At 68.9% G+C, this 20,549-nt stretch carries 18 protein-coding genes and 1 pseudogene; 9 read left to right on the forward strand and 10 right to left on the reverse strand.

Annotation, left to right across the window (positions count from 1 at the left end):
• Nucleotides 1–2: 2 nt before the first annotated feature.
• Genes betT through EV193_RS05675 form a run of 3 tightly spaced genes read right to left on the reverse strand, consistent with a single transcriptional unit; the run spans nt 3 to nt 5,157 of the window.
• On the reverse strand, nt 3–2,021 hold the full coding sequence (betT, locus tag EV193_RS05665; protein WP_130342948.1) for a choline BCCT transporter BetT: 2,019 nt from the start codon (nt 2,019–2,021) through the stop codon (nt 3–5).
• Nucleotides 2,018–3,691 (reverse strand): choline dehydrogenase, encoded by a 1,674-nt coding sequence (betA, locus tag EV193_RS05670; protein WP_130342949.1) that lies wholly within the window; start codon nt 3,689–3,691, stop codon nt 2,018–2,020. Before betA ends, betT begins: the two co-directional genes overlap by 4 nt.
• On the reverse strand, nt 3,688–5,157 hold the full coding sequence (locus EV193_RS05675) for an aldehyde dehydrogenase family protein (RefSeq protein WP_130342950.1): 1,470 nt from the start codon (nt 5,155–5,157) through the stop codon (nt 3,688–3,690). The genes betA and EV193_RS05675 overlap by 4 nt, the downstream gene beginning before the upstream one ends.
• 65 nt (nt 5,158–5,222) lie before the next feature.
• Here EV193_RS05675 and EV193_RS05680 point away from each other — a divergent pair, with 65 nt between their 5' ends.
• On the forward strand, nt 5,223–5,780 hold the full coding sequence (locus tag EV193_RS05680) for a TetR/AcrR family transcriptional regulator (protein WP_423202135.1): 558 nt from the start codon (nt 5,223–5,225) through the stop codon (nt 5,778–5,780).
• A gap of 131 nt (nt 5,781–5,911) precedes the next feature.
• On the opposite strand, the gene EV193_RS05685 is transcribed toward EV193_RS05680, so the two are convergent.
• A complete protein-coding gene (locus EV193_RS05685) occupies nt 5,912–6,646 on the reverse strand; it encodes an MIP/aquaporin family protein (protein WP_130342952.1) in 735 nt (244 codons plus the stop codon).
• A 180-nt stretch (nt 6,647–6,826) separates the two neighbouring features.
• Between EV193_RS05685 and EV193_RS05690 the strand changes: the two genes are divergently transcribed.
• Entirely contained in the window at nt 6,827–7,828 is a 1,002-nt protein-coding gene (locus EV193_RS05690; RefSeq protein WP_242613171.1) for an asparaginase, read from the forward strand.
• An 82-nt stretch (nt 7,829–7,910) separates the two neighbouring features.
• On the opposite strand, the gene EV193_RS05695 is transcribed toward EV193_RS05690, so the two are convergent.
• Nucleotides 7,911–8,114, reverse strand: a complete 204-nt coding sequence (locus tag EV193_RS05695; RefSeq protein WP_130342953.1) for a cold-shock protein — start codon at nt 8,112–8,114, stop codon at nt 7,911–7,913.
• Nucleotides 8,115–8,389: 275 nt separating this feature from the next.
• On the opposite strand from EV193_RS05695, the gene EV193_RS05700 reads away from it, so the two are divergent.
• Complete coding sequence (locus EV193_RS05700; RefSeq protein ID WP_165401251.1) at nt 8,390–9,286, forward strand: isocyanide synthase family protein; 897 nt, start codon at nt 8,390–8,392, stop codon at nt 9,284–9,286.
• A 41-nt stretch (nt 9,287–9,327) separates the two neighbouring features.
• On the opposite strand, the gene EV193_RS33155 is transcribed toward EV193_RS05700, so the two are convergent.
• The gene (locus tag EV193_RS33155) at nt 9,328–9,495 is read right to left on the reverse strand and encodes a hypothetical protein (protein ID WP_165401252.1); all 168 of its coding nucleotides are present in this window, start codon (nt 9,493–9,495) and stop codon (nt 9,328–9,330) included.
• A 202-nt stretch (nt 9,496–9,697) separates the two neighbouring features.
• On the opposite strand from EV193_RS33155, the gene EV193_RS05705 reads away from it, so the two are divergent.
• The 5 genes from EV193_RS05705 (at nt 9,698) to EV193_RS05725 (ending at nt 15,559) form a co-directional block, all read left to right on the forward strand.
• Nucleotides 9,698–9,883, forward strand: a complete 186-nt coding sequence (locus EV193_RS05705; RefSeq protein ID WP_130342955.1) for a hypothetical protein — start codon at nt 9,698–9,700, stop codon at nt 9,881–9,883.
• The gene (locus EV193_RS05710) at nt 9,880–10,515 is read left to right on the forward strand and encodes an RNA polymerase sigma factor (protein WP_130342956.1); all 636 of its coding nucleotides are present in this window, start codon (nt 9,880–9,882) and stop codon (nt 10,513–10,515) included. The genes EV193_RS05705 and EV193_RS05710 overlap by 4 nt, the downstream gene beginning before the upstream one ends.
• A 100-nt stretch (nt 10,516–10,615) precedes the next feature.
• Nucleotides 10,616–12,838, forward strand: coding sequence for an EAL domain-containing protein (locus tag EV193_RS05715; RefSeq protein WP_165401253.1), 2,223 nt, complete (start codon nt 10,616–10,618; stop codon nt 12,836–12,838).
• A 51-nt stretch (nt 12,839–12,889) separates the two neighbouring features.
• Nucleotides 12,890–15,184, forward strand: coding sequence for an ATP-binding protein (locus EV193_RS05720; protein ID WP_130342958.1), 2,295 nt, complete (start codon nt 12,890–12,892; stop codon nt 15,182–15,184).
• A gap of 123 nt (nt 15,185–15,307) precedes the next feature.
• The gene (locus EV193_RS05725) at nt 15,308–15,559 is read left to right on the forward strand and encodes a hypothetical protein (protein ID WP_130342959.1); all 252 of its coding nucleotides are present in this window, start codon (nt 15,308–15,310) and stop codon (nt 15,557–15,559) included.
• 107 nt (nt 15,560–15,666) lie between these two features.
• Here the strand turns inward: EV193_RS05725 and EV193_RS34700 are convergent.
• Nucleotides 15,667–15,750 (reverse strand): annotated as a pseudogene (locus tag EV193_RS34700) (ArsR family transcriptional regulator); the annotation flags it as partial.
• On the opposite strand from EV193_RS34700, the gene EV193_RS05735 reads away from it, so the two are divergent.
• On the forward strand, nt 15,744–16,043 hold the full coding sequence (locus tag EV193_RS05735; RefSeq protein ID WP_130342961.1) for a hypothetical protein: 300 nt from the start codon (nt 15,744–15,746) through the stop codon (nt 16,041–16,043). The pseudogene EV193_RS34700 and the gene EV193_RS05735 overlap by 7 nt on opposite strands.
• Here EV193_RS05735 and EV193_RS05740 read toward each other — a convergent pair.
• From EV193_RS05740 to EV193_RS05750, 3 genes are read right to left on the reverse strand one after another with little or no spacing between them, the layout of a single operon-like run.
• Complete coding sequence (locus tag EV193_RS05740) at nt 16,009–17,949, reverse strand: NAD(P)/FAD-dependent oxidoreductase (RefSeq protein ID WP_130342962.1); 1,941 nt, start codon at nt 17,947–17,949, stop codon at nt 16,009–16,011. The two genes, EV193_RS05735 and EV193_RS05740, sit on opposite strands and share 35 nt — an antisense overlap.
• Entirely contained in the window at nt 17,949–18,914 is a 966-nt protein-coding gene (locus EV193_RS05745) for a polyprenyl synthetase family protein (RefSeq protein WP_207222525.1), read from the reverse strand. The genes EV193_RS05740 and EV193_RS05745 overlap by 1 nt, the downstream gene beginning before the upstream one ends.
• 4 nt (nt 18,915–18,918) lie before the next feature.
• Nucleotides 18,919–20,529 carry a hypothetical protein gene (locus EV193_RS05750; protein WP_130342963.1) on the reverse strand — a complete coding sequence of 537 codons (1,611 nt, stop codon included), beginning with the start codon at nt 20,527–20,529 and terminating at the stop codon, nt 18,919–18,921.
• Nucleotides 20,530–20,549: the final 20 nt, after the last annotated feature.

The following is a 20,549-nucleotide window of genomic DNA, read 5'->3' on the forward strand; positions in this document are numbered from 1 at the left end:
GATCAGCCGGCGGGTCCGTCGAGGCTGGAGCGGTGCAGGCGGAGGAACTCCAGGTGGCGTTCGTACTGGTCGAGGATGTCGCCGATGAGTTGGTCCTTGGTGTAGCCGAGCACGTCGTAGCCCTGCCCGCCGTCGGTCAGGTACACGTCCATCCGGAAGTACGTGCGGCCGCTTCCCTTGGTGGCAAAGGATGGCCGCCCGGTCTCGTGCGCGCGGAAGTGGTAGCGGAAGGTCTCCTCGTCGCCGTGCGGCACCGCCAGTTCCAGCCGCGGCAGGCCCTCGGCCGTGCTCTCCTCGACGGACGCCTCCGAGCCCTGCGCGCGCAGTTCGTCGGCCACCTCGGTGAGTGCGGGCCGGCCCACCTCGTCGACGAACGTGGTGACCGCGTCGCGGCCGGGGTAGCTCATCACCCGGCCCAGCCGGTGCCGCCAGGTGCGCTCGTTGGTCAGCGACGCGACGCGCTCGGACAGCGATGCGGGCAGGGTGGTGCGGATCGCGTCCTCGCGATGCCGCTCGACCCGCAGCGCCCGGTACAGCCCGAGCATCACGGCGAACATCACGAACGAGAACGGCAGGCCCATGATGATCGTCGCCTTCGTCAGCGCGCCGACACCACCGGCGAGCAGCATCGCGAGCGTGAGCAGACCGGTCGCCAGCGCCCAATACGCCCGCACCCATTTCGCCGAGTCGACGTTCACCTCGGTGGGCATCCGGGAGGTGAGGTTGCCCATCACCAGCGCGCCGGAGTCGGCCGAGGTGACGTAGAAAAGCAGGCCGACGATCGTGGCCAGGCCCGCGCTGAACGTCACGCCGGGGTACTCGGCGAGCAGTTGGTAGAAACCCTGCTGCGGCGTGGTCATCGCGGTCTGGCCGAACTCCGCGTTGCCGCCGCGCACGATCGCCAGCGCGCTGTTGCCGAAGATCGACAGGAAGCACAGCGTGAACAGCAGCGGGATCACCAGAGTGGCCGCCACGAACTGCCGAATGGTGCGACCGCGGGAGATCCTGGCGAGGAACAGGCCCACGAACGGCGCCCACGCGATCCACCACGCCCAGAAGAACAGCGTCCACGTGTTGAGCCACTCGGTCGGCTGCTCCCAGCCGAAGGTGTTCAGCGTCATCGCGGGGAACCGGCTGACGTAGTCGCCGATGTTGAGCACCAGCCGGTTCAACAACCGCACCGGGTTCTGGAAGATCAGCACGTACAGCATCAGCAGGAGCGCCAGCAGCACGTTGGCCTGGGACAGCCGCTTGATTCCCTTGTCCACTCCGGTGACCGCGGAGATCGTGGCCATCACGACGGCGAGCGCGATCAGGCCGATCTGCGCGCCGAGGCCCTCCGGGATACCGAACAGGAACTTGAGGCCGTAGTTGAGTTGCACGACGCCGATGCCCAGCGACACCGCGATTCCGAAGATCGTGCCGATCACCGCGGCCAGCTCGGCGGTGTCGCCCGCGCGGCCGTGTATGCGCTTGCCGATGACCGGGTAGAGCGCCGACCGGATAGATAACGGGAGCCGGTGGCGGAACGCGAAGTAACCGAGCGCCATGCCCATCAGCGCGTACATCGCCCAGCCGGTGACGCCGTAGTGGAACATCGTCCACACCACGGCCTGCCGCGCCGCCTCGACGGTCTCCGGGGCGCCCTCCGGCGGCGCGAGGTAGTGCGACACGGGCCCGGACACGGAGAAGAACAGCAGGTCGATGCCGATGCCGGCGGCGAAGAGCATGGCGGCCCAGGAGAACATGCCGAAGTCGGGCTTCGCGTGCTGCGGGCCGAGCTTGATCTTGCCGTAGCGGGACACCGCCAGGAACACGACGAAGCCGAGGAACACGGTGGCGGCGACGAAGTAGTACCAGCCGAGGCCCTGGGACACCCAGCCGACGGCGGTGCCCAGCGCACTCTCCGCCCCGGTCGGGGAGATGATCGCCCACAGCGAGATCGCGATGATCAGTGCGGACGATCCGTAGAACACGAACCTGTTGATGCGCGGCGGTTTCCGCTCGATTAAGTCGGTCACGACGGTCGCCTCTCCTGGTCGGCACCGTGCCGATGGAAGTCCACTGTGGACGGTTCGAGCGGGGTGTCGCCGCGGATCAGGTCGGCCGCCTTCTCCGCCAACATGATCACCGGCGCGTAGATGTTTCCGTTGGTGACATAGGGCATCGCGGACGCGTCGACCACTCGCAGCCCGTCCACGCCGTGCACGGCCATGGAGTCCGGGTCGAGCACCGACATCTCGTCCACGCCCATCTTCGCGGTGCACGACGGGTGGTAGGCGGTCTCCGCGTCGCGGGCCACCCAGTCCAGGATCTCGTTGTCGGACTGGACATCCGGGCCCGGCGACAGCTCGCCGCCGTCGTAGGGAGCGAAGGCGGGCTGGCGAAGGATCTCCCGCGCGACCCGCACCGCCTCGACCCATTCCTTGCGATCGTTGGGCGTGGACAGATAGTTGAACCGCAGCGCCGGGTGTGTGCGGGGATTCGTCGAGGTGATCTTCACCGAGCCGCGCACGTCGGAGTACATCGGTCCGATGTGGACCTGGTAGCCGTGCTCCGCGTTCACCGGCGTGCCGTCGTAGCGCACGGCGATCGGCAGGAAGTGGAACATCAGGTTCGGGTAGGCCACCTCGTCGTTGCCGCGGACGAACCCGCCGGCCTCGAAGTGGTTGGTGGCCGCCGGACCGGTCTTGGTGAGCATCCAGCGCAGCCCGATCGCGGGGCGGTTGCGCAGTTTCAGCGCCGGGTTGAACGAGATCGGCTGGGTGCACGCGTGCTGTACGTACACCTCGAGGTGGTCCTGCAGGTTCTCGCCGACACCCGGCAGCGCGTGCACCATCTCGACACCGAGCGGCCGCAGCTCGTCCGGGTTGCCGATACCGGACAGTTGGAGCAACTGCGGGGTGTTGATCGCGCCACCGCAGAGGATCACCTCGCCGGCCCGCACCTCGCGCTTCGGGCGGCCGGGGCGACGGTAGGCGACGCCGACCGCGCGGGTGCCCTCGAACAGCACCCGATCGACCTGCGCGAGGCAGCGCACGGTCAGGTTCTTCCGGTGCCGCACCGGATGCAGGTACGCCCGCGCCGCCGACCACCTCCGTCCATTTCGGACAGTGCGGTCGAAGCGCGCGAAACCCTCCTGCTGGCGGCCGTTCACGTCGGAGGTGAGCGGGTAACCGGCCTCCTGCGCGGCGGACAGGAACGCCTCGAACAACGGGTTGTCCGACGGTCCGCGCTCCAGCCACAGCGGGCCGCCCTGGCCGCGCCAGTCGTCCTCCCCGGCGACGCAGTGCTCCATCTTTTTGAAGTACGGCAAGCAATGCGCGTAGTCCCATGTGGACATACCGGGGTCGGCGCCCCAGCGTTCCAGGTCCAACGGGTTGCCCCGCTGGAAGATCATGCCGTTGATGGAGCTGGAGCCGCCGAGTACCCGCCCTCGGCCGTGGCTGACCCGCCGGCCGCCCATGTGCGGCTCCGGCTCGGACTCGTAGCACCAGTCGTAGAGCCGGTTGCCGATCACCATGGTCAGCGCGGCTGGCATGTGGATGAACGGATCCCAGATCCAGTCCGGGCGTCCGGCCTCCAGCACGAGCACCGACGTGCCGGGGTCCTCGGTGAGCCGGTTGGCGAGCACGCAGCCCGCGGATCCGCCGCCGACGATGACGTAGTCGTAGGTCCTGTCCTGGCTCATGGTGTGTCTCCTCCGGAGAACCAGCCGGACGGCGCGGGCCGGATGTTGTGGTAGACGTGCTTGGCCTCGCGGTACTCGCCGAGGCCGGACGGGCCCAGCTCGCGGCCGATGCCGGACTTGCCGAACCCGCCCCATTCCGCTTGTGGCACATAGGGATGGAAGTCGTTGATCCACACCGTGCCGTGCCGCAGCGTGCCGGCGACCCGCTGCGCGCGCGACGCGTCGTTGGTCCACACGGCGCCGGCGAGCCCGTACTCGGTGTCGTTGGCGAGCGCGATCGCCTGCTCCTCGGTGTCGAACGGCTCCACCGTGAGCACCGGGCCGAAGACCTCCTCGCGCACGATCGCCATCGTCGAGTCGCAGCCGGTGAAGATCGTGGGACGCAGGAAGTACCCGTCATCGAGGCCTTCGGGGCGGGTGCCGCCGGTGACGAGGGTGGCGCCCTCCTCGACGGCTCGCGCGATGTGCGCCTCCACCTTGTCGCGGTGTTCCGCGGAGACCAGCGGGCCGCACTCCGTCTTCTCGTCCGCCCCGTCGCCGAGCCGGATGGCGTCCGCGCGGCGGGCCAGTTCGGCGACGAACCGGTCGTGGATCGAGGAGTGCACGATCAGCCGGGAGCCGGCCGAGCAGACCTGTCCACTGTGCAGGAACGCGGCGGTGAGCGCGTTGTCCACGGCCGTCTCGAAGTCCGCGTCGGGGAACACGACGTTCGGGTTCTTCCCGCCCAACTCCAGCGCGAGCTTCTTCACGCCGGGTGCCGCCGCGGCCATGATCCGCTGCCCGGTCGCCAGCCCGCCGGTGAACGACACGAGGTCGACGTCCGGGTGGGCGACCAGCGCGCCGCCGACCGTGGCGCCGTCGCCGAGCACCAGGTTCACCACGCCGTCGGGCACCCCGGCCTCGGCGGCCAGCCGTACCAAGTGGACAGTGGACAGCGGGGTGAGCTCGCTCGGCTTGAGCACCGCCGTGTTGCCGGCGGCCAGCGCGGGCGCGAGCTTCCAGGACATCTGCAGCAGCGGGTAGTTCCACGGCGCGATCAGCGCGCAGACGCCGACCGGCTCGTAGGTGACCCGGCTGACCACGTCCATGTTGCCGGTGTCCACGACGCGGCCGGCGTCGGTGGTGGCGAGGTTCGCGTAGTAGCGGAAGACGCCGACGACGTCGTCCACGTCGATGCGCCCCTCCGGCACGGTCTTGCCGGTGTCGCGGCTCTCCGTGCGGGCGATCTCCTCGCGGTCGCGGACCAGCAGCCCGGCGATCGTGCGCAGCAGTTCGCCGCGGTCGGCGGCCGAGGTCTGCCGCCACGGGCCGCGGAACGCCATGCGCGCGGCGGCGACGGCGGCGTCGACCTCGGCCTCGCCGGCTTCGCTGACCGTCGCCAACTCCGTGCCGTTCGCGGGATTGCGGATCGGTCTGCCAGGTGCCGTCGAGGAGATCCACGTTCCGTTGACGAACAACTCTGGCATGTGATCCTCTCCCGACCCGCGAAATGCGTACGACCGTACACATAAAGTGTACTAATGTACACATCGTGACGTCAGCGACGAACCGCCGCCGCGGCCCGACCGACCCGGACCGCCGCGACCGCATCGCCCGCGCGGCCATCGCCGTCGTCGCCGAGCAGGGGATCCGCAAGCTCAGCCACCGGACCGTGGCCGCGAAGGCCGGGGTGCCGCTCGGCTCGACCACCTATCACTTCGCCACGCTCGACGATCTGCTCGCCGCCGCGCTGGACAAGGCGGCTGAGCGGAGCGTCGCGGAACTGCGTGCGTGGGAGCAGGCGTTGTCACCGGACGCGGATCTGGCGACCGCACTGGCGGACTTCGTGCTCGCGTCGATCGCCGAGCGTCGCGCGGAGACGATGGCCGAGTACAACCTCTACGCGCTCGCGCTGCATCGCGCGCACCTGCGCACGGCGGCGGTCGCGTGGGACGACGCGCTTGCCGACGTGCTGTGCGCGCGCACTGACGAACTCACCGGCAGGATGCTCGGCGTGCTGCTGTGCGGTCTGCTGATGCAGGCGGTACTTCGCGAGGATCCGTTGGCCCGCAACGACATCGAGGCCCAACTCCGCCGCGCCCTGTCGTGACGATCACGGATTCGCGGTCGTCCTCCGTGGCCGGCGCCGGGATCGGAGGCTCCACGATCCAGCCGAGCGCGGCGGCGGTCCGCAGTGCGCACGCGTAGCAGGTTCGCGGGGAGGGTGGTGGCGCGTCCATGTCAGAGCCGGCTCGTCGCGGTGGGCTCGACGGATTCCGACGGGCGGCGGCCCGCGACCCAGTCCCAGAGGAAGGCCGCGGCGAGGCCGCCGACGATCGGGCCGGCGAGGTAGGCGAGCAGTTGTGACCACGCGGCCGGCTCGCCGGCGAGCGACAGGATCGTGTCCGGGCCGAGCGTGCGCGCCAGGTTCACCGACGCGCCGGTGAGCGGGCCAAACACCAGGATCTGTGTGGTCAGGGCGAGCCCGATACCGAAGCCGTGCACGCCTTTCGGCGCGTTGGGCGCCACGGCCAGCGCGAAGACCGCGGTCACCAGAATGAACGCGCCGATCGCCTCCGCGACCAGTGCCTGCCCGTACCCGACGCCGGTGCCGAACGTCGTCGCACCAAGGCCGGCCGCCGTGGCGGTGCCGGCGTAGGCCGCGTACACCAGGCCGGCGCCCGTCACCCCGCCCACGAGCTGCACGGCCAGGTAGGCCGGCACCTCCCGCCACGGGAACCGTCCGCGCGCGGCGAGCGCCACCGTCACGGTCGGGTTGAAATGACCACCGGACACCGCACCGAACGCGTAGATCGCCACGGCTAAGGCCAGCCCGTGCGCCAGTGCGACGAGCAGTAAGCCCGGTCCACCGACGTGGGCGGCCGCCACGGACACCGCGGCACCGATGCCGAACAGGCACAGGATGGTCGTTCCGGCGAGTTCAGCGAGCAGCCGGCGCGCCAGGGAGATGTCCACGTAATCGTCCTTTCGGTTGCGGGGCAAGGGTTTTAGGACGGTTCGTGGATTCAAACCTAGGGAGGGCTCGGCTGGCCGCGATACTGGCTGCGAGCGCGCGTAAGCGAATGGTAATAGCTGGGGGACCTCCCGGAGTAAGCTTCGGATCACTGTCCGCGATCGGTCCAGGGAGGAGTTCCCGTGTCCATTGCCCAGCCGGCAGGTCGCCGCGTCGCCGTGTTCGCCCTCGGCGGCACCATCGCCATGGCCAGTAGCGATGCCGGGGGAGTCGTGCCGGCTCTGTCCGCCGGCCAGCTCGTCGACGCCGTGCCCGGGCTGGCGGACACCGGGATCACGGTGGAGGTCGAGGATGTCTGTCAGAAACCTGGCGCGTCTTTGACGTTCGAGGACATTGTCGAACTCGCGGACATCATTTCCGGTCGGCTCGCGGCCGGTGACGTCGACGGGGTCGTGGTCATCCAGGGCACCGACACGATCGAGGAGACGGCCTATCTGCTCGATCTCCTTCACGCGGGGCCGCAGCCGCTGGTCGTGACCGGCGCGATGCGCAACCCCACCCAGGCCGGCGCGGACGGGCCGGCGAACGTGCTCGCCGCGATCCAGACCGCGGCGAGCGCCGACACTCGCGGACAAGGGTGTCTGGTCGTGCTCGCGGACGAGATCCACGCCGCCCGGCGCGTTCGCAAGACGCACGCCACCAGTGGTGCGACTTTCCAGTCACCGAACGGCGGCGCGCTCGGTGCGGTCGTGGAGGGCCGGGCCCGGCTTCACAACGTGCTCGCGCACCGCACGAACGTGCCGTCCGACCCGTGGCTGGCCGGCAAGCGCGTCGGCGTGGTCACGATCACCCTCGGCGATGACGGAACGCTCATCGAGGCCGCCGCGGATCGGCTCGACGGCTTGGTCGTCGCCGCTTTCGGGGTCGGCCACGTGCCTTCTGGGCTTGTGCCGCTTCTGTCGGAGCTTGCCGAGCGGATCCCTGTGGTGCTGGCGTCCCGGACGGGGGGCGGCTCGACATTGCGCTCCACGTACGGGTTTCCGGGCAGTGAGCGTGACCTGCTCGACCGTGGTCTCGTGGGCGCCGGGTTCCTCGACCCGCTCAAGGCGCGCATCCTGCTGTACGCCCTGCTCGCCGCCGGCGCCGACCGTGCCGCCATCGCTGCCGCGTTCGAGGCCGCATAGGCATGCGAAAGCCGGCAGGCCCCGCTGTGTCGCGGGGCCTGCCGGGTTTCAGTAGAACGTCCGAGCTGTCGCCCGGGCCAAATCAGATGACGGTGACGCCAGTGGCCTGCGGGCCCTTCTGGCCCTGCCCGACCTCGAACTGCACGCGCTGGTTCTCCTCGAGCGACTTGAAGCCGCCACCCTGGATCTCCGAGTAGTGCACGAAGACGTCGGCGGTGCCGTCGTCAGGGGCGATGAAGCCGAAACCCTTTTCAGAGTTGAACCACTTCACAACGCCTTGAGCCATTTTCTGTCTCCTCGACAGGTGGGAATTCGGAACGCCGCTGGTGCGGCGGCCGGGTTGTCCGCGACGGGATCGCTTCGACCAACCTGGAGTCAGACGGGCGGCCCGCGACAACGTTTCGCGAGCGCGTTTATACACGAACACAAAACTAACGACCGAGTAGAGCCTACACCGCCAGCGCGTGTCGCGCGACGCCGGGCGCCCAGTGGCTTCGCGCGCCGGCCCTGTGCGGTCGGTTATGCGGTCCCTTATGCGGTCGTCGGCGAGCGTGGGTGCTCGTGGACGCCGATCGAGAAGGGCAGGTCAGGGTGCACGATCTCGACGCCGGACGGGCCGTGCTGGACCGGGTCCTGCTGCACCGGCGGTCCTCGCCGATCGGCCGGCAGTGCTCCGAGACCCCGTGCGCTCGATGCGCGGCGCCGCACCTGGGCCGGGTGGCCCGCGCGGTGGCGGCCGGCAAGCCCATCGAGCTGGTGCTGCCCGCCTTCCCGACGAAGTCGCCGAATCCGGCCAAGGTGCTCGGCATCCGCCCGGACATGGCCGAGGAGCTGGCCCTGCGGTTCCTCGCCGAGCTGTGCGGGGACATCGAGAAGATCCACCCGCCCGGTGCCAAGGTGATCATCTGCTCGGACGGCCGGGTCTTCGAGGAACTGATCAAGGTGCCGGACCGGGACATCACCGCCTACCAGCACGGCATGCGTGAACTGGTCGACAAGATTTCCCCTGATTTTCACCAACTGTTCAACTTGGACGACGTCTGCCCGGGTCAGAGCCACGACCAGATGCGGGCGATGATCGACGACGAGTTCGGCGAACCGTTCGAGGAGCCGCGTGCCGAACTCAAGGCCGACGAGAACGGCCTGGCCATGTACCGGGGCATCGTCCGGTTCCTGGTCGAGGACCTCTGGCACGAGAGCTTCCCGGGCTCCAAGTCCGCGTTGCAACGGGATTGCCGCAAGCGTGCCTACAGGGTCGTCGCGCGCAGCCGTGCCTGGGGCCGCCTGCTGGCCGCGCGATTCCCGGACGCGGTGCGGCTGTCCATCCACCCGCAGCCGTGCGGATCGACGGCCGGCCGAGTCACTACGAGCTGCCCGCCGCCCTGTCACACGCGCGGGGGCGAGCTGATCGAAATACCGGGTGCGTCGCCGACCGCGCGACGAAGTTCCGCCGCGTAGTTGCGCAGGTTCGCGGCCGCGGAGGGCGGCGCGTTGTCTCCTCACAGCACTTGATGGAGGTGCCGGGTCGATACGGGTCGCCCGGCCATGAGCGCGGTCGCGGCGATAAGCGCACGGATCTTCGGACCGCGGAGAGGCATGCTCTGGCCGTCGACAATCAATTCGACGGGACCGAGAAGTCGCACGTGGACGCGGTCGCCGTTCGTCACCCGCCCACTTTACGGCGACGCGTGTAGCCGACTCCAGAAACTGTAGTTCGGCTTTTCCCTGTCGATTCCAGCCAATCGGGTCTTGACAGAGCCCGTCAAATCACACGATCGGGTGAACCTTGTCCTGGGTTGCCCTGCTGGCAAGTGAAACCGGGTGTGTGCTCGTCCGAGCACACGGTCCCCACACCTTGAGGACGATTTAGTGTTTCCTGACCTGCTGCCCTCCTACGAGTGGCTCGTGTGGTGCCCGACGTTGGCCCTTGCTTGGTGGATGCTGAGTGCCCGCGGGCGGCGCCGCGATGCCACCGGCAACGGCGGTCGGCGGCTGACCGTGGAGGTCACCGTCGGCGTCCGGCGCTCCGGCTGGGACCGGGGTTCGGCTTCGTGAAGAAGGGCCAACTGGGGGACGCCGGCGACGTCCAGCGTGATGCCGAGATGACTTTGTTCTTCAAGGAGAATCTCCGGCCGCTGATTCGCTATCTCCTGCGCAGATTCGGAAGTGATCTGGACGTCGACTCGGTCGTCCAGGAAACGTTCGAGCGGCTGTGGAAGAGATGGGACGACATCACGGGTGATCGAACCGCGTACATGTTCACGGTTGCCAAGAACCTCGCCATCGACCGGCTGAAGAAGAACCGGCCGCCCGACGCGGTCGCCGAGGACTTCGACTCCTATGTGAGCTATCAGTTCTCCAGCCCGGAGTCCTATGCCGAATTCATCGAAATAATGCATGCCATCAATGACATGCCGAAGTCCTTGCGCGAGCCGATGCGCTGGCGGATGCGTGGGCTGACCACAGCCGAGATCGCCGAGGTGTTGGGGATGAAGCAGGCGACGGTCACGAAGAGCATCAACCGTGGCCGCGCGGAGCTTTCCGCGCGTGGGTTGGGTGGGAGTGGTCAACGCGCACGGTCGCGGAAACCGGCGGCGCCGCGCAAGGCGAAGAGCGAGGCGCCCGACGGCGATCCCGACTTTCCCACGGAGGCAGATTCGAAGAGTGCGGGGTGGCACCATGTTTAGGGCATTGCTCGGTCGTATTCCAGGAACCCGGGAGTATCGGCGCCTCCAGGTCGTCGATGAACGTCTCGCGGCGGCGGCGCAGGTACTGCGTGAGCCACCCATGGACGACGCGACGCTGGAATTGGCTGTCGCGAGGATAACCGAAAAGGTGGCGCACCTTGTCGAGCCTGATTCCCATGCGGATTCCCATGCGGATTCCGAGGAGGTCCGCACGCTGGAGCAGACGGTCGAGGCGTGGGCGAAGGTGCTGGCATCGGTGGTGTACATCCCGCTGTCTCGTGCCGAGATCCATGCCGAGCTGCTGGAACTGGCGGGGCGGTTCCTCGACGCGCCGGACTCCGAGCTGTCGACGGCCGCGACCCGCGCGGGGGTCACGCTGGGGCGCGATCTCAAGGTGACCCCGGCGGCGTTCGACGAGCTGATGGAATGGTTCGTGCCGTGGTTCGAGCAACGCGGCATCGGAGCGAATGATCCGCACGTTCGGGCCCGGGTCATCGCGCGGCTGGCCAGCGGCTATTCGACCGGGGTGCGGGAGCGGCTGTTCGACGAACAGTCCGCCATCTTCGAAACGGCGCGAAATCGGAGACGGCGTGACCAGGAGAAGCTCCTGCTGGTCGAGCCGATCGTGTTCCGACGGCTTCTCGAAGCAGCGAACCGCCCGATGGCGATGCTCGACAGGTGGGGAAGGTTCATGGATCTGAACAGGGCGATGCGTGATCTCCTGGCCTTCGGGGAAGGGGAGCCGGATGCGATGCTGGAGGACTTCGTGCACTCCGACTCGGATTGCGCGAGAGTCCGCGAGGTGATCGATGACGTGCACGGCGGCGAGCCAATGCACGTTGAATTCGCGGTCGCGTGGCCGGACGGCATATTCAAGGCGTGGGTTCGAGGTACCATGAAGTGGACCGACGGCAGTGAAAAATGCCCCGCACGTATCTGTGCGGTGTTCGATGACGCGACTGCCGACTTCGGATGGCGCCGGAACCTCGATAATGTCGTCAATTCCGATGAACTGACCGACTTGCCGGCGCGGCGTAAATTCATCGATCAGGCGGCCCACACTTTCCAAGACGCGAATCGTGACGATCAGACTGTCGGAATGTGTGCGATTCGAATCGCGGGCCTCTCTCGGATCGGTCACGATCTCGGTGCGGACTACGCGAACCGGGTCGTCACCACGGTCGCCGCGCGCATCGCGGGTGCGATCTCCGGCGTCGCGGGCGCCTCGGCGGGACGATTGGACCGGGACACGTTCGCGGTGTCGCTCACCGATCCCGCCGGGGTAGGTGAGGTGGTCACGCGGGTCTCGGCCTGGTTGTCCGACCCGATGCGCGCGGATCACCACGAGCTGACGATCACGCCGCGGGTGGGAGTCGCCAAGGCGCATCCCGGCGATGTCACGGCCGCCGAGTTGCTCGCCAGGGCCGAGCAGGCCCTCAACTCCGAGACGACGGTGACGCGGCGTCCCTGGACGATCGTGACCGACGAGGCCACCGAGGACGAACGCAACCAGGGCCGTTTGATCAGCGCCCTCTCCACGGCCGTGCGGAACTCCGAGTTGAGCCTGATGTACAGCCCGATCGTCCAGGTCGAGGACGGCGCGCCGGCGGGTTTGCGAGTGCACGTGCTGTGGCGGCACCCCGTCCATGGAGAGCGCTTCGTCGATGATCTCGTCGAGACCGCGCACGAGATCGGGCTGAATCCGCCGATCTGTCAGTGGGCTCTCCAGGAGGCCGCGCTCCACGCGTCGGCATGGCGGAAGCTGTTCCGGCAGAGCGCGCCATTCGTTCAGCTGCGAATTCCACGAGGACTTGTCGGCGACGAGCTGCTCAACGAACGGATACGCGAAATCCTGATCGAGAGCGCGCTTCCGCCGGGCCTGCTGCATCTGGTGCTCCCCGGACCGGCGGTGCGTGATCGAGCGGAATCCCTCGTCACCCTTGACCGGTTGGGTGTGTACCTCCAGCTCGACGAGTTCGGCACGGCGTTCTCCCGGTTCGACACGTTGTGCGATCTGCCGATCCATGGCGTTTCGATTCCGGCGCCGTTGTCCCGAAATCTCCGCCTCGGCCCCGATGGCCGCATTCAACGGGTCGCGGTCAACTCGTTCATCTCGCTCGCGACCGATCTCAAACTGTCGACGCAACTGGACGCGATCGACACCGTCGAACAATTTCAGGCGGCACGGTTGACGACGGCCGGATTCGCGCACGGTGACGTCGTCGGAAAGCCGATGCCGGAGGAGGACGTCGAAGCATACCTGTACGACCGGCCGAACGACCTGCCGCACAACGTCGCTCTCGTTCGCCAACGGGCACTCTGATCACGACCCGACCTGCGCCGATGCGGCCGACAGCGTACCGTTCGCGCCACCATGAGTACCGGGCATTTCCGGCCCGCGCACGCGGCCGAGCTGACCAGTTACGTGGGCCGCGAGCGGGAGACCGTCGAGGCGCGGCGGCTGCTGTCGGCGTCCCGGCTGGTGACGTTGACCGGGTCCGGCGGCGTCGGCAAGACGCGGCTGGCGCTGCGGGTGATGCGCGAGGTCGCGGACGACTTCGCCGACGGCGCCGTGTTCGTTCCGCTGGCCGAGTTGGGGGAGCCGGCTCTGCTGACGAACACGGTCGGCGCGGAACTCGGGTTGCCGGAACCCACCGAGCAGACGGTTCTCGACCATCTTCGCAGCCGGAATCTGCTGATGGTGCTGGACAACTGCGAGCACCTTATCGCCGCCTGTGCCAAGTTCGTGCACCTGATCGTCACGAGCACCGAGAAGGTCACCCTGCTGGCCACCAGCAGGCAGTCCCTCGATTCCGCCGGCGAGCGAGTGATGACGGTGCCTGGGCTGTCCGTACCCGCCGACGACATCGGTATCTCGCCGGAGAATGTCGGCGGGTATGACGCCGTGCGGCTGTTCGTGGATCGCGCTCGCGAGGTGTGGCCGTCCTTCCAACTCACCGCCGAGAACACCGCCGCCGTTGTGCGCCTGAATCGGCAATTGGAGGGAGTGCCGCTGGCGATCGAACTGGCCGCCGCTCGAATTCGGGCGCTGTCACCGGAACAGATCGCCGAACGGCTGCAACAGCATCCGGTCGGCCTGCTCGCGGCGAAAACCGGGGCGGTGGTCGAACGTCAGCAATCACTGCGGGCCACCATCGACTGGAGTTATGCCCTCTGTTCTCCCGGCGAGCAGTCGCTGTGGGCGCGCGTATCGGTATTCGTCGGCTCGTTCGATCTGCCCACCGCCGAGCACGTGTGCGCCGGGAACGGCATCGACGCGGCGGACATTCTCGATCTGGTCGACGGCCTGGTCGGCAAGTCTGTGCTGATCCGGGTCGAGCAGGCCGATCGCGTTCGGTACCGACTCCTGGAAACGCTGCGCGAGTACGGGATCGAGCGTCTGGAACAGGCCGGTGAACTGGTTCGACTCCAGCGCCGCCACCAGGGGTGGCTCGCCGAACTGGCCGACTCCTTCGCCGCGGACTGGGTCGGGCCGGACCAGGTGGCCTGGGTACGCCGGCTACGCGGCGAACACGCCAACCTGCGTGCCGCGATGATGTTCTGTCTCCAGCAACCCGATACGGCCAACCTCGCACTGCGGATGACCTGGCAACTCCGGGACTACTTCGCCGTCCGCGGCTTCGACACCGAACTGGGCATCTGGATCAACCGTGCCCTGGCCGCGGCACCCCCGGACGCGCCGGACCGGGTGCCCGGCCTGGCGGTCAGCGCGATCTTCGCCGCCGTGCACAACAAGCCCGATGTCGCCGCCTACCTGGTCGACCAGGTGTGCCGGCTCGCCACGCGACGCGGCGACGATTTGTCCGGTGCGTGGGCGGCCTGGGCTCGCACGATCTTCGCGGTCATCCAGAACGACGCGGCTGGCGTCGTCCCGGACGCGACCGAGGCGGCGGAGGTGTTCGGCCGGCACGGGCTGCTGGGCCCTCGGCTCACGATGCTCGGTTCGGCCGCCTCCGCGACGATCATGTCCGACCCCACCGCCGGCCGGGCCGGGCTGGCGGAGATCATCGAGTTCTGCGCGCAGCGACACGAGTACTACCAGCGCAGCGCCGCGTTGATGTTGCTCGCCCGCGCCAACGTGGTCCTCGGCGATCTGGCCGACGCCGAACGAGCGGCCATCGACGGGCTGGAAGCCGCCGCGAAGCTGGACAACGCGTTCTTCGGCTCACTGTGCCTGGAAACCCTGGCGTGGCTGGCGTCGGTGACCGACCGGCACGAGCGGGCCGCGCTGCTCCTGGGCGCGGGCGAGTCGATGTACTCCGACGAAGGCTCGTTGGCCAGGCACGGCCGGCTGGACGCGACCTGGCACCGGAAAGGCACCGACCGGGCACGGAAGGCGCTGGGCGAGGCCACGTTCGAGAACGCGTTGCGCCGGGGACGGGAACTTCCCCTCGCCGTCGCGATTCACTACGCCGTGCACGACGAATTGCCGCGGGAATCGACCGACGCCCAGAATTCGCTGACCAAACGCGAGGTCGAGATCGCCGATCTGGTCGCGGAGGGTCTCACCAATCGCGACATCGCCGCCCGGCTGACCATTTCGATACGCACGGTGGACACCCACGTCAATCGCATTCTGCACAAGCTGGGCCTCGCGAATCGTGCGAGTCTCGCGGCGTGGGTCGCGGACCGTCGCACCTCCTCCTGATCGCCTGCCTGGGCAATCCTGTCAATCACCGCTCTTCGGACGGTCCGGCCTGGCAAATCGTTCAGCGACCTGTGGGGACACGACCACCTGAAGGACCAGGTGGGAGTGGGACGAAAACGGGCCGTGAGGATCCTCGAACCGCTGCTGTTGCTCGCGGCGGTCGGCGTGGCCTACGTGGGCCAGGTCCGGGGCCAGGCGTCGTGGCACTGGCTGGCCGGCGGCTTGCTCGCCGCCCTCATCGCCGCGTGGTCAATATCGGGCAGCGGCGCTTCATGGGACGCGGTAGGCAGGCACGTGCCCGTCTACCTGGACCAGTTCACCGTCGTGACCGTGTGCCTCGTCCACACGTCACGTCCCGGGCGACCTCGTCACTGAGCGACGAGATCGCCGCCGAGTGCGCTCACGGTGTTGCCGACCTCGGCCAGCACGTCGGGCACGAGTGAGTAGCAGACGGTGGTGCCGTCTCGGCGTGTCGCCACGATGCCGGCTCCCCTGAGCACCTTCAGGTGCGCGGAGATCGTCGGTTGGCTGACCGCGAAGGCGTCGGTGAAGTCTCGCGGTGCGATCGGTGTTGCCGCTGCTGCCCGAGTCGACCTGGCGCCCGACCTACGACGCGCTGTGGCAGACGGCGGCCGGCCTGCACAGCGCCTACCGGATTCACGCCGTGCCGGAGCCGGTTCCGACCTCGGAGCCGAGGACGCCGGCGGACCTCGCGGAGCACGCGATCGCCACCGGCGACCCGCACGCGATCAAGATGACCGAGGCCTGTCTTCGGCAGTACGACCGGCGCGCAGATCCGATCTTCCTGCACGCCGCCGGGCGAGCTAGCGAGGTACTCGCGCCGGACCACCCGTTCTGACCGGCGCGATGAGGGCGGAGACGAATTCGCGGAGCAGGCGGGTGGCGTGGTTGTCGCCGAGCGGGGTCAGGGTGGCCAGCGCGCGGTCGGCGTGCGCGTGGCACTCGACGGTCAAGCGGTCGGCGGTGCGGGGCGGGTCGGCGACCTCGTCGGCGGACAGTTCGCTGATTCCCTGGCCGACAAGACTGTCGATGCCGATCTCCAGGCGGGTGCGTTCGCCGCGGAGCGCCAGGGCCTCGTCCGCGCGCAGGAACGCGCCGCCGAGTTCGGTGCCGATCGACCGCAGTTCCTCGGCGACCGCGGGAGAACAGTCGCCCGCGGCGGCCCCGATGCGCAGCGGGAACTCGAAGATCGAGGCGAAGACGTCCGCGGCGGGAGTGCCGGCGGTCAACCTGCCGGTGCGCGTCGCGACGAGTTCGTCGAGCCACTCGGCGAAGGTGAACGAGTAGGCGGGGGAGTGCCGGGCCACCAGCCGGGACGCCTCCGCCAGCAGGAAGTCGCCGCCGAGCAGGACCGAAGTGGTGGCCCAGTCCGTGTGGGTTCCGTCGGACGCCTCGGCCGGCGGTGTGCCGACGAACGCCAGCGCCGCGAGGGACGCCAGCTCGATCGCCGCCGCCAGCGGCGCCAGCGTGACGTCCAGGGTGTCGGTGCCGGCCAGCACGCCCGCGCCGAACAGGATCGCCGGTCGCAGCCGTCGCCGGGTGATGGTGTCGCCGCTGGTCGCCAGCCGGGCCAGGAACGGCCACTTCGATCGCAGCGAGGACAGCAGCACCTCGTCGCAGGCGAGCAGGAACGGGCCGACCGTTATCCGTTCCGGGCCGTCGAGGTCGAGCAGCGCGGGGTCGGCCACGGCGGACACGCCCTCCGGTGCCACCATCGCCCGCCTGCCCTTGACCAGGAACGGGTGATCGCTGTCCACCGCGGCGGTCAGGGTGCGCCAGGCGAAGTGGTAGCGGCGGGTGGCCGCGCGCGAGAGGTCGGTGCGGCCCGCGAATCGGCCGGTCATTTCCCGCGCGAATCGCCGCAGTGCCAGCTCGGCCGAGTCGGGGTGCTCCTCGATGGCGGCCGCCGCGACGAGGGCGCTCTCCACGGCGTGGGTGATCCCCTCGCCGGTGAACGGGTTGACCAGACCGGCCGCGTCGCCCACCGCGAGGACGTGGCCGTCTCGTGCCGCGGCCTCGTCGAAGCCGGTGTCGATCGGGCCCGACGTGGCCACACCGATCGCCTCGGCGCCGGCGAACCGCGGATCACGTTCGGCCACTATCGCGAGCGCGCGATCGATCAGGTCGTCTTCGTCGGCGCCCGTCGGCGAGACGACGGTGATCGCCGCGGTGTTCGCCCCGGCGGGAAGCACCCAGACGGCGAGCCGGTCGCCGCCCGGGTCGTGGTCGGACGGGGTGGACAGGTGCAACGCCGGGCACGCCGTGTCGACCCCGCGAAACAGCTGGGTCCGCGCGATGCCCCGGCTGCCGGTCTGCCCGGCACCGGTCGCGAGGACGACGTGCCTGGCGATGATGTGCTCGCCGTCGTCCAACGCGACCACCACGCCGTCCGGTGACGGGTGAGTGTCCGTCGACCGGGCCGTCACGACGCGGGCACCACGCGCCACGGCACTGTCGTAGAGGTGCGCGACGAAATCCCCTCGGTTCACGGTCACCGACGGGAAGTCGATGCGTGCCGGCTGGGCCCGCGCCTGCGCGACGACCTCCACCACCTCCGTCCGGACGGCGTCGATCGTGATGCCGCACGACTCCAGGTGCGCTGTCGCGACGCTGCTGACCAGCACGGTGGGCCCGTCCTCAGGGTCGGGGCGGTGCCCGATCAGCACCACGTCGAGACCGGCGCCGGCCAGCCGGGCAGCGGCCGAGCAACCGGCCGGACCCGTTCCGATGACCGCCACATCCATCAGACACCGCCCAGCGTCACGACGATCTTGGCCAGCTGATCGCGGGGTGACCCGGCCGGCAGATCGTGCAGGGTGGCCGTGGCGTCGGTCAGTAGTTCACCGGCCAGTTCGCGGGCCAACCGGAGTCCGTCACGCTGCTCGACCAGCGCCCGGATGTGCGGCACGTCGGCGACGGTCAACGTGGGGGACAGCAGGGCCGAGCGCAGTTCCCCGTTCTCGTCGTCGGCCAGGGCGAGCAGCACCGGCGCGCCCCACAGGCCGCGCACCAGGTCCGTCCCGAACGGCTTGTCCTCTGCCTTGTCCGCGGCCTTGTCGCGCAGGTCGAGGCAGTCGTCCAGCACCTGGAAGGCGAGCCCGAGCTGGTGCCCGAGGCGGATCAGGCTCGTCATCACCGGACGTGCACAACGGCCCTCGGCCGCACCCAGCAGGCAACACAGCCGGAACAGGTCGGCGGTCTTGCGTTCGATCAACTCCAGGTAGTCGTCGATGCCCATGGCGGCGTCGAACGCCCGCTCCAGATCCAGCACCTGGCCGTAGGCCAGCCCGGCGGCAGCGCGGGACACGGCCTTCGCCGCGCCGTCGCCGAGGTCGGCCGCCTCCATTCCGGCCAGGGAGAAGCAGGACAGCCCGGCCAGCACCACGCGTTCGGTGCCGAACACCAGGTGCGCGGCCGGCGCGCCGCGGCGCACGTCCGCCTTGTCCACTACGTCGTCGTGCATCAGCGAGGCCAGGTGCAGGAACTCCACGATCGCACCGGCGCGCTCGATCCGGCCCGGCACCGGACGGCCGAACTCGCCGCAGGCGTGCACCAGCGCGGACCGCAGCCGCTTGCCCGGCCGGTCGATCAGCGAGTGCACCATCGGCGCCAACGTGGGCGGCATTCCGCGCACCAGGTAGCGCATTCGCCCGCTGACGGCCATGTCGAAGTCCGCCAGCAGCGGCGCCTCGGGGACCTCCGTGGTCACGGCGTCAGCGACCCTGCGGGTTGACCGGACCGATGACCTCGATGCTCGAGACCCCGGACATGACGTTGTAGACGCTCAGGTAGACCGAAGTCGAGTTCATGTAGTCGAGCACCTGTTGCCGGTTCATGCCCAGGGTCGGCAGCAGGATCTGGTCGTAGAGCGCGACCGCGGCGTCGTACTCCTCCTGGCTGAGCGCGCCGAGCATGGTCTCGCCGTCCAGCGCGAACCGGACGTCGTCCAGGTGTTCCTGGGTCACCACCGCGCCGGAGTTCGGGTTGGCCAGGACGCTGGCGACGAAGTCGCGGTACTTGGCGTGGTAGGTCTGCGCCCAGGCGCGCTCGGTCTCCTGGTTCTCGTTGCCCTCGCGTGCCTCGAGCCGGTCGATCACGGTCTGGGAGTTGACGTAGGTCGTGGAGATCAGCAGGCGTCCGACCAGGCTGTGCGCCAGGAACTCGTCCCTGATCTGGTCGGCCAGCTTGTTGTCCTCGGTGACCGCGACGGCGTAGTACTTCTCCACCGCCGCAAGGAACACGCACGGCAGCAGGAACAGCAACATCACCACGACCAGGTTGCCGTTGCCGCCGGCGCACACGACCGAACCGGAGTCGCCGAACCACGAGAAGAACAGCGACCAGATCAGGTTCTCGTACTGGACGATTCCGGCCTCGGTGCCGGTGTCCACCTGGATGTCGAAGCCGAAACCGAGAATCGTCGCCGACGTGTAGCCGGTGGTGCGGCCGACCTTCTCGATGTTCATGAACAGGTCCGGCCCGATGACGCCGACCAGCGCGCCACCGCCGGAGCCCGGGTTGCCGCCGATCGGCAGCCGCACGTTCATCGCGGCCAGCGTGACGTCCATCCTGGCCATGAAGCTGCTGCCGGCGCTGTCACCGGCGCACACCATGCCGACCGTCGGGTGTGTGCGGGAGATCGGCGCCATCGCGTTCTGCGCGAACTCGAGGGAGTAGTTGTCCTGGTCGTCCAGCTTCGCGATGGCCGCGTCCACATTGGTGCCGTCGACAAGGGGCGCCAGCCGTTTGAGCGTGGCGACCCGGTCGTCCCGCTCGTGGCCGCCGTCGTAGCGGCCGGGCTGGATGATCGGTTCGCCCGGCCGGCCCTGGTTCACCCGTGCCACGACGTGGTTGTTGGTGAGCAGGCACACCGTGTCGTCGACCGGGTCGATGACGAAGCAGCCCAGCGTGCCGGCGGTCGCGCCGTCCAGCGGGTTGGAGATCGAACAGCCCTGCATCAGCGGGCGCATCCGCTCCCGGACGCCCGGGTCGTCGGACAACGCGGTCTTCACCTTGGCGCGGGTCTCCGGCGGTCCGTCGGCGCGCACGTTGTTCACCCGGAACGGCCCGGCCTGGATCACGTCGACACCCCACCGCTTGCCGCCCACGGTGACCGCCGCCGGAAGCATCCGCCGCCGGGACACGTGCGCGGCCGGCCGCTTCTTGGCGACCATGGCGATCACCACGAATTCCTCGGTCCACTCCCCGCCCCGCTGGCGCACGCCCATCCCGGCGCCGGTGACGTTCGGGTCGTCGCCGTACTCCGCCAGCAGCGCACGCTTTCCCTCTTGCAGCGCCTGCTGCACGTCGAACGGGATCTTCATGCTGTTCCTTCCGTTGCCTG

Source organism: Herbihabitans rhizosphaerae, assembly GCF_004216555.1.
GTDB classification, from domain to species: domain Bacteria; phylum Actinomycetota; class Actinomycetes; order Mycobacteriales; family Pseudonocardiaceae; genus Herbihabitans; species Herbihabitans rhizosphaerae.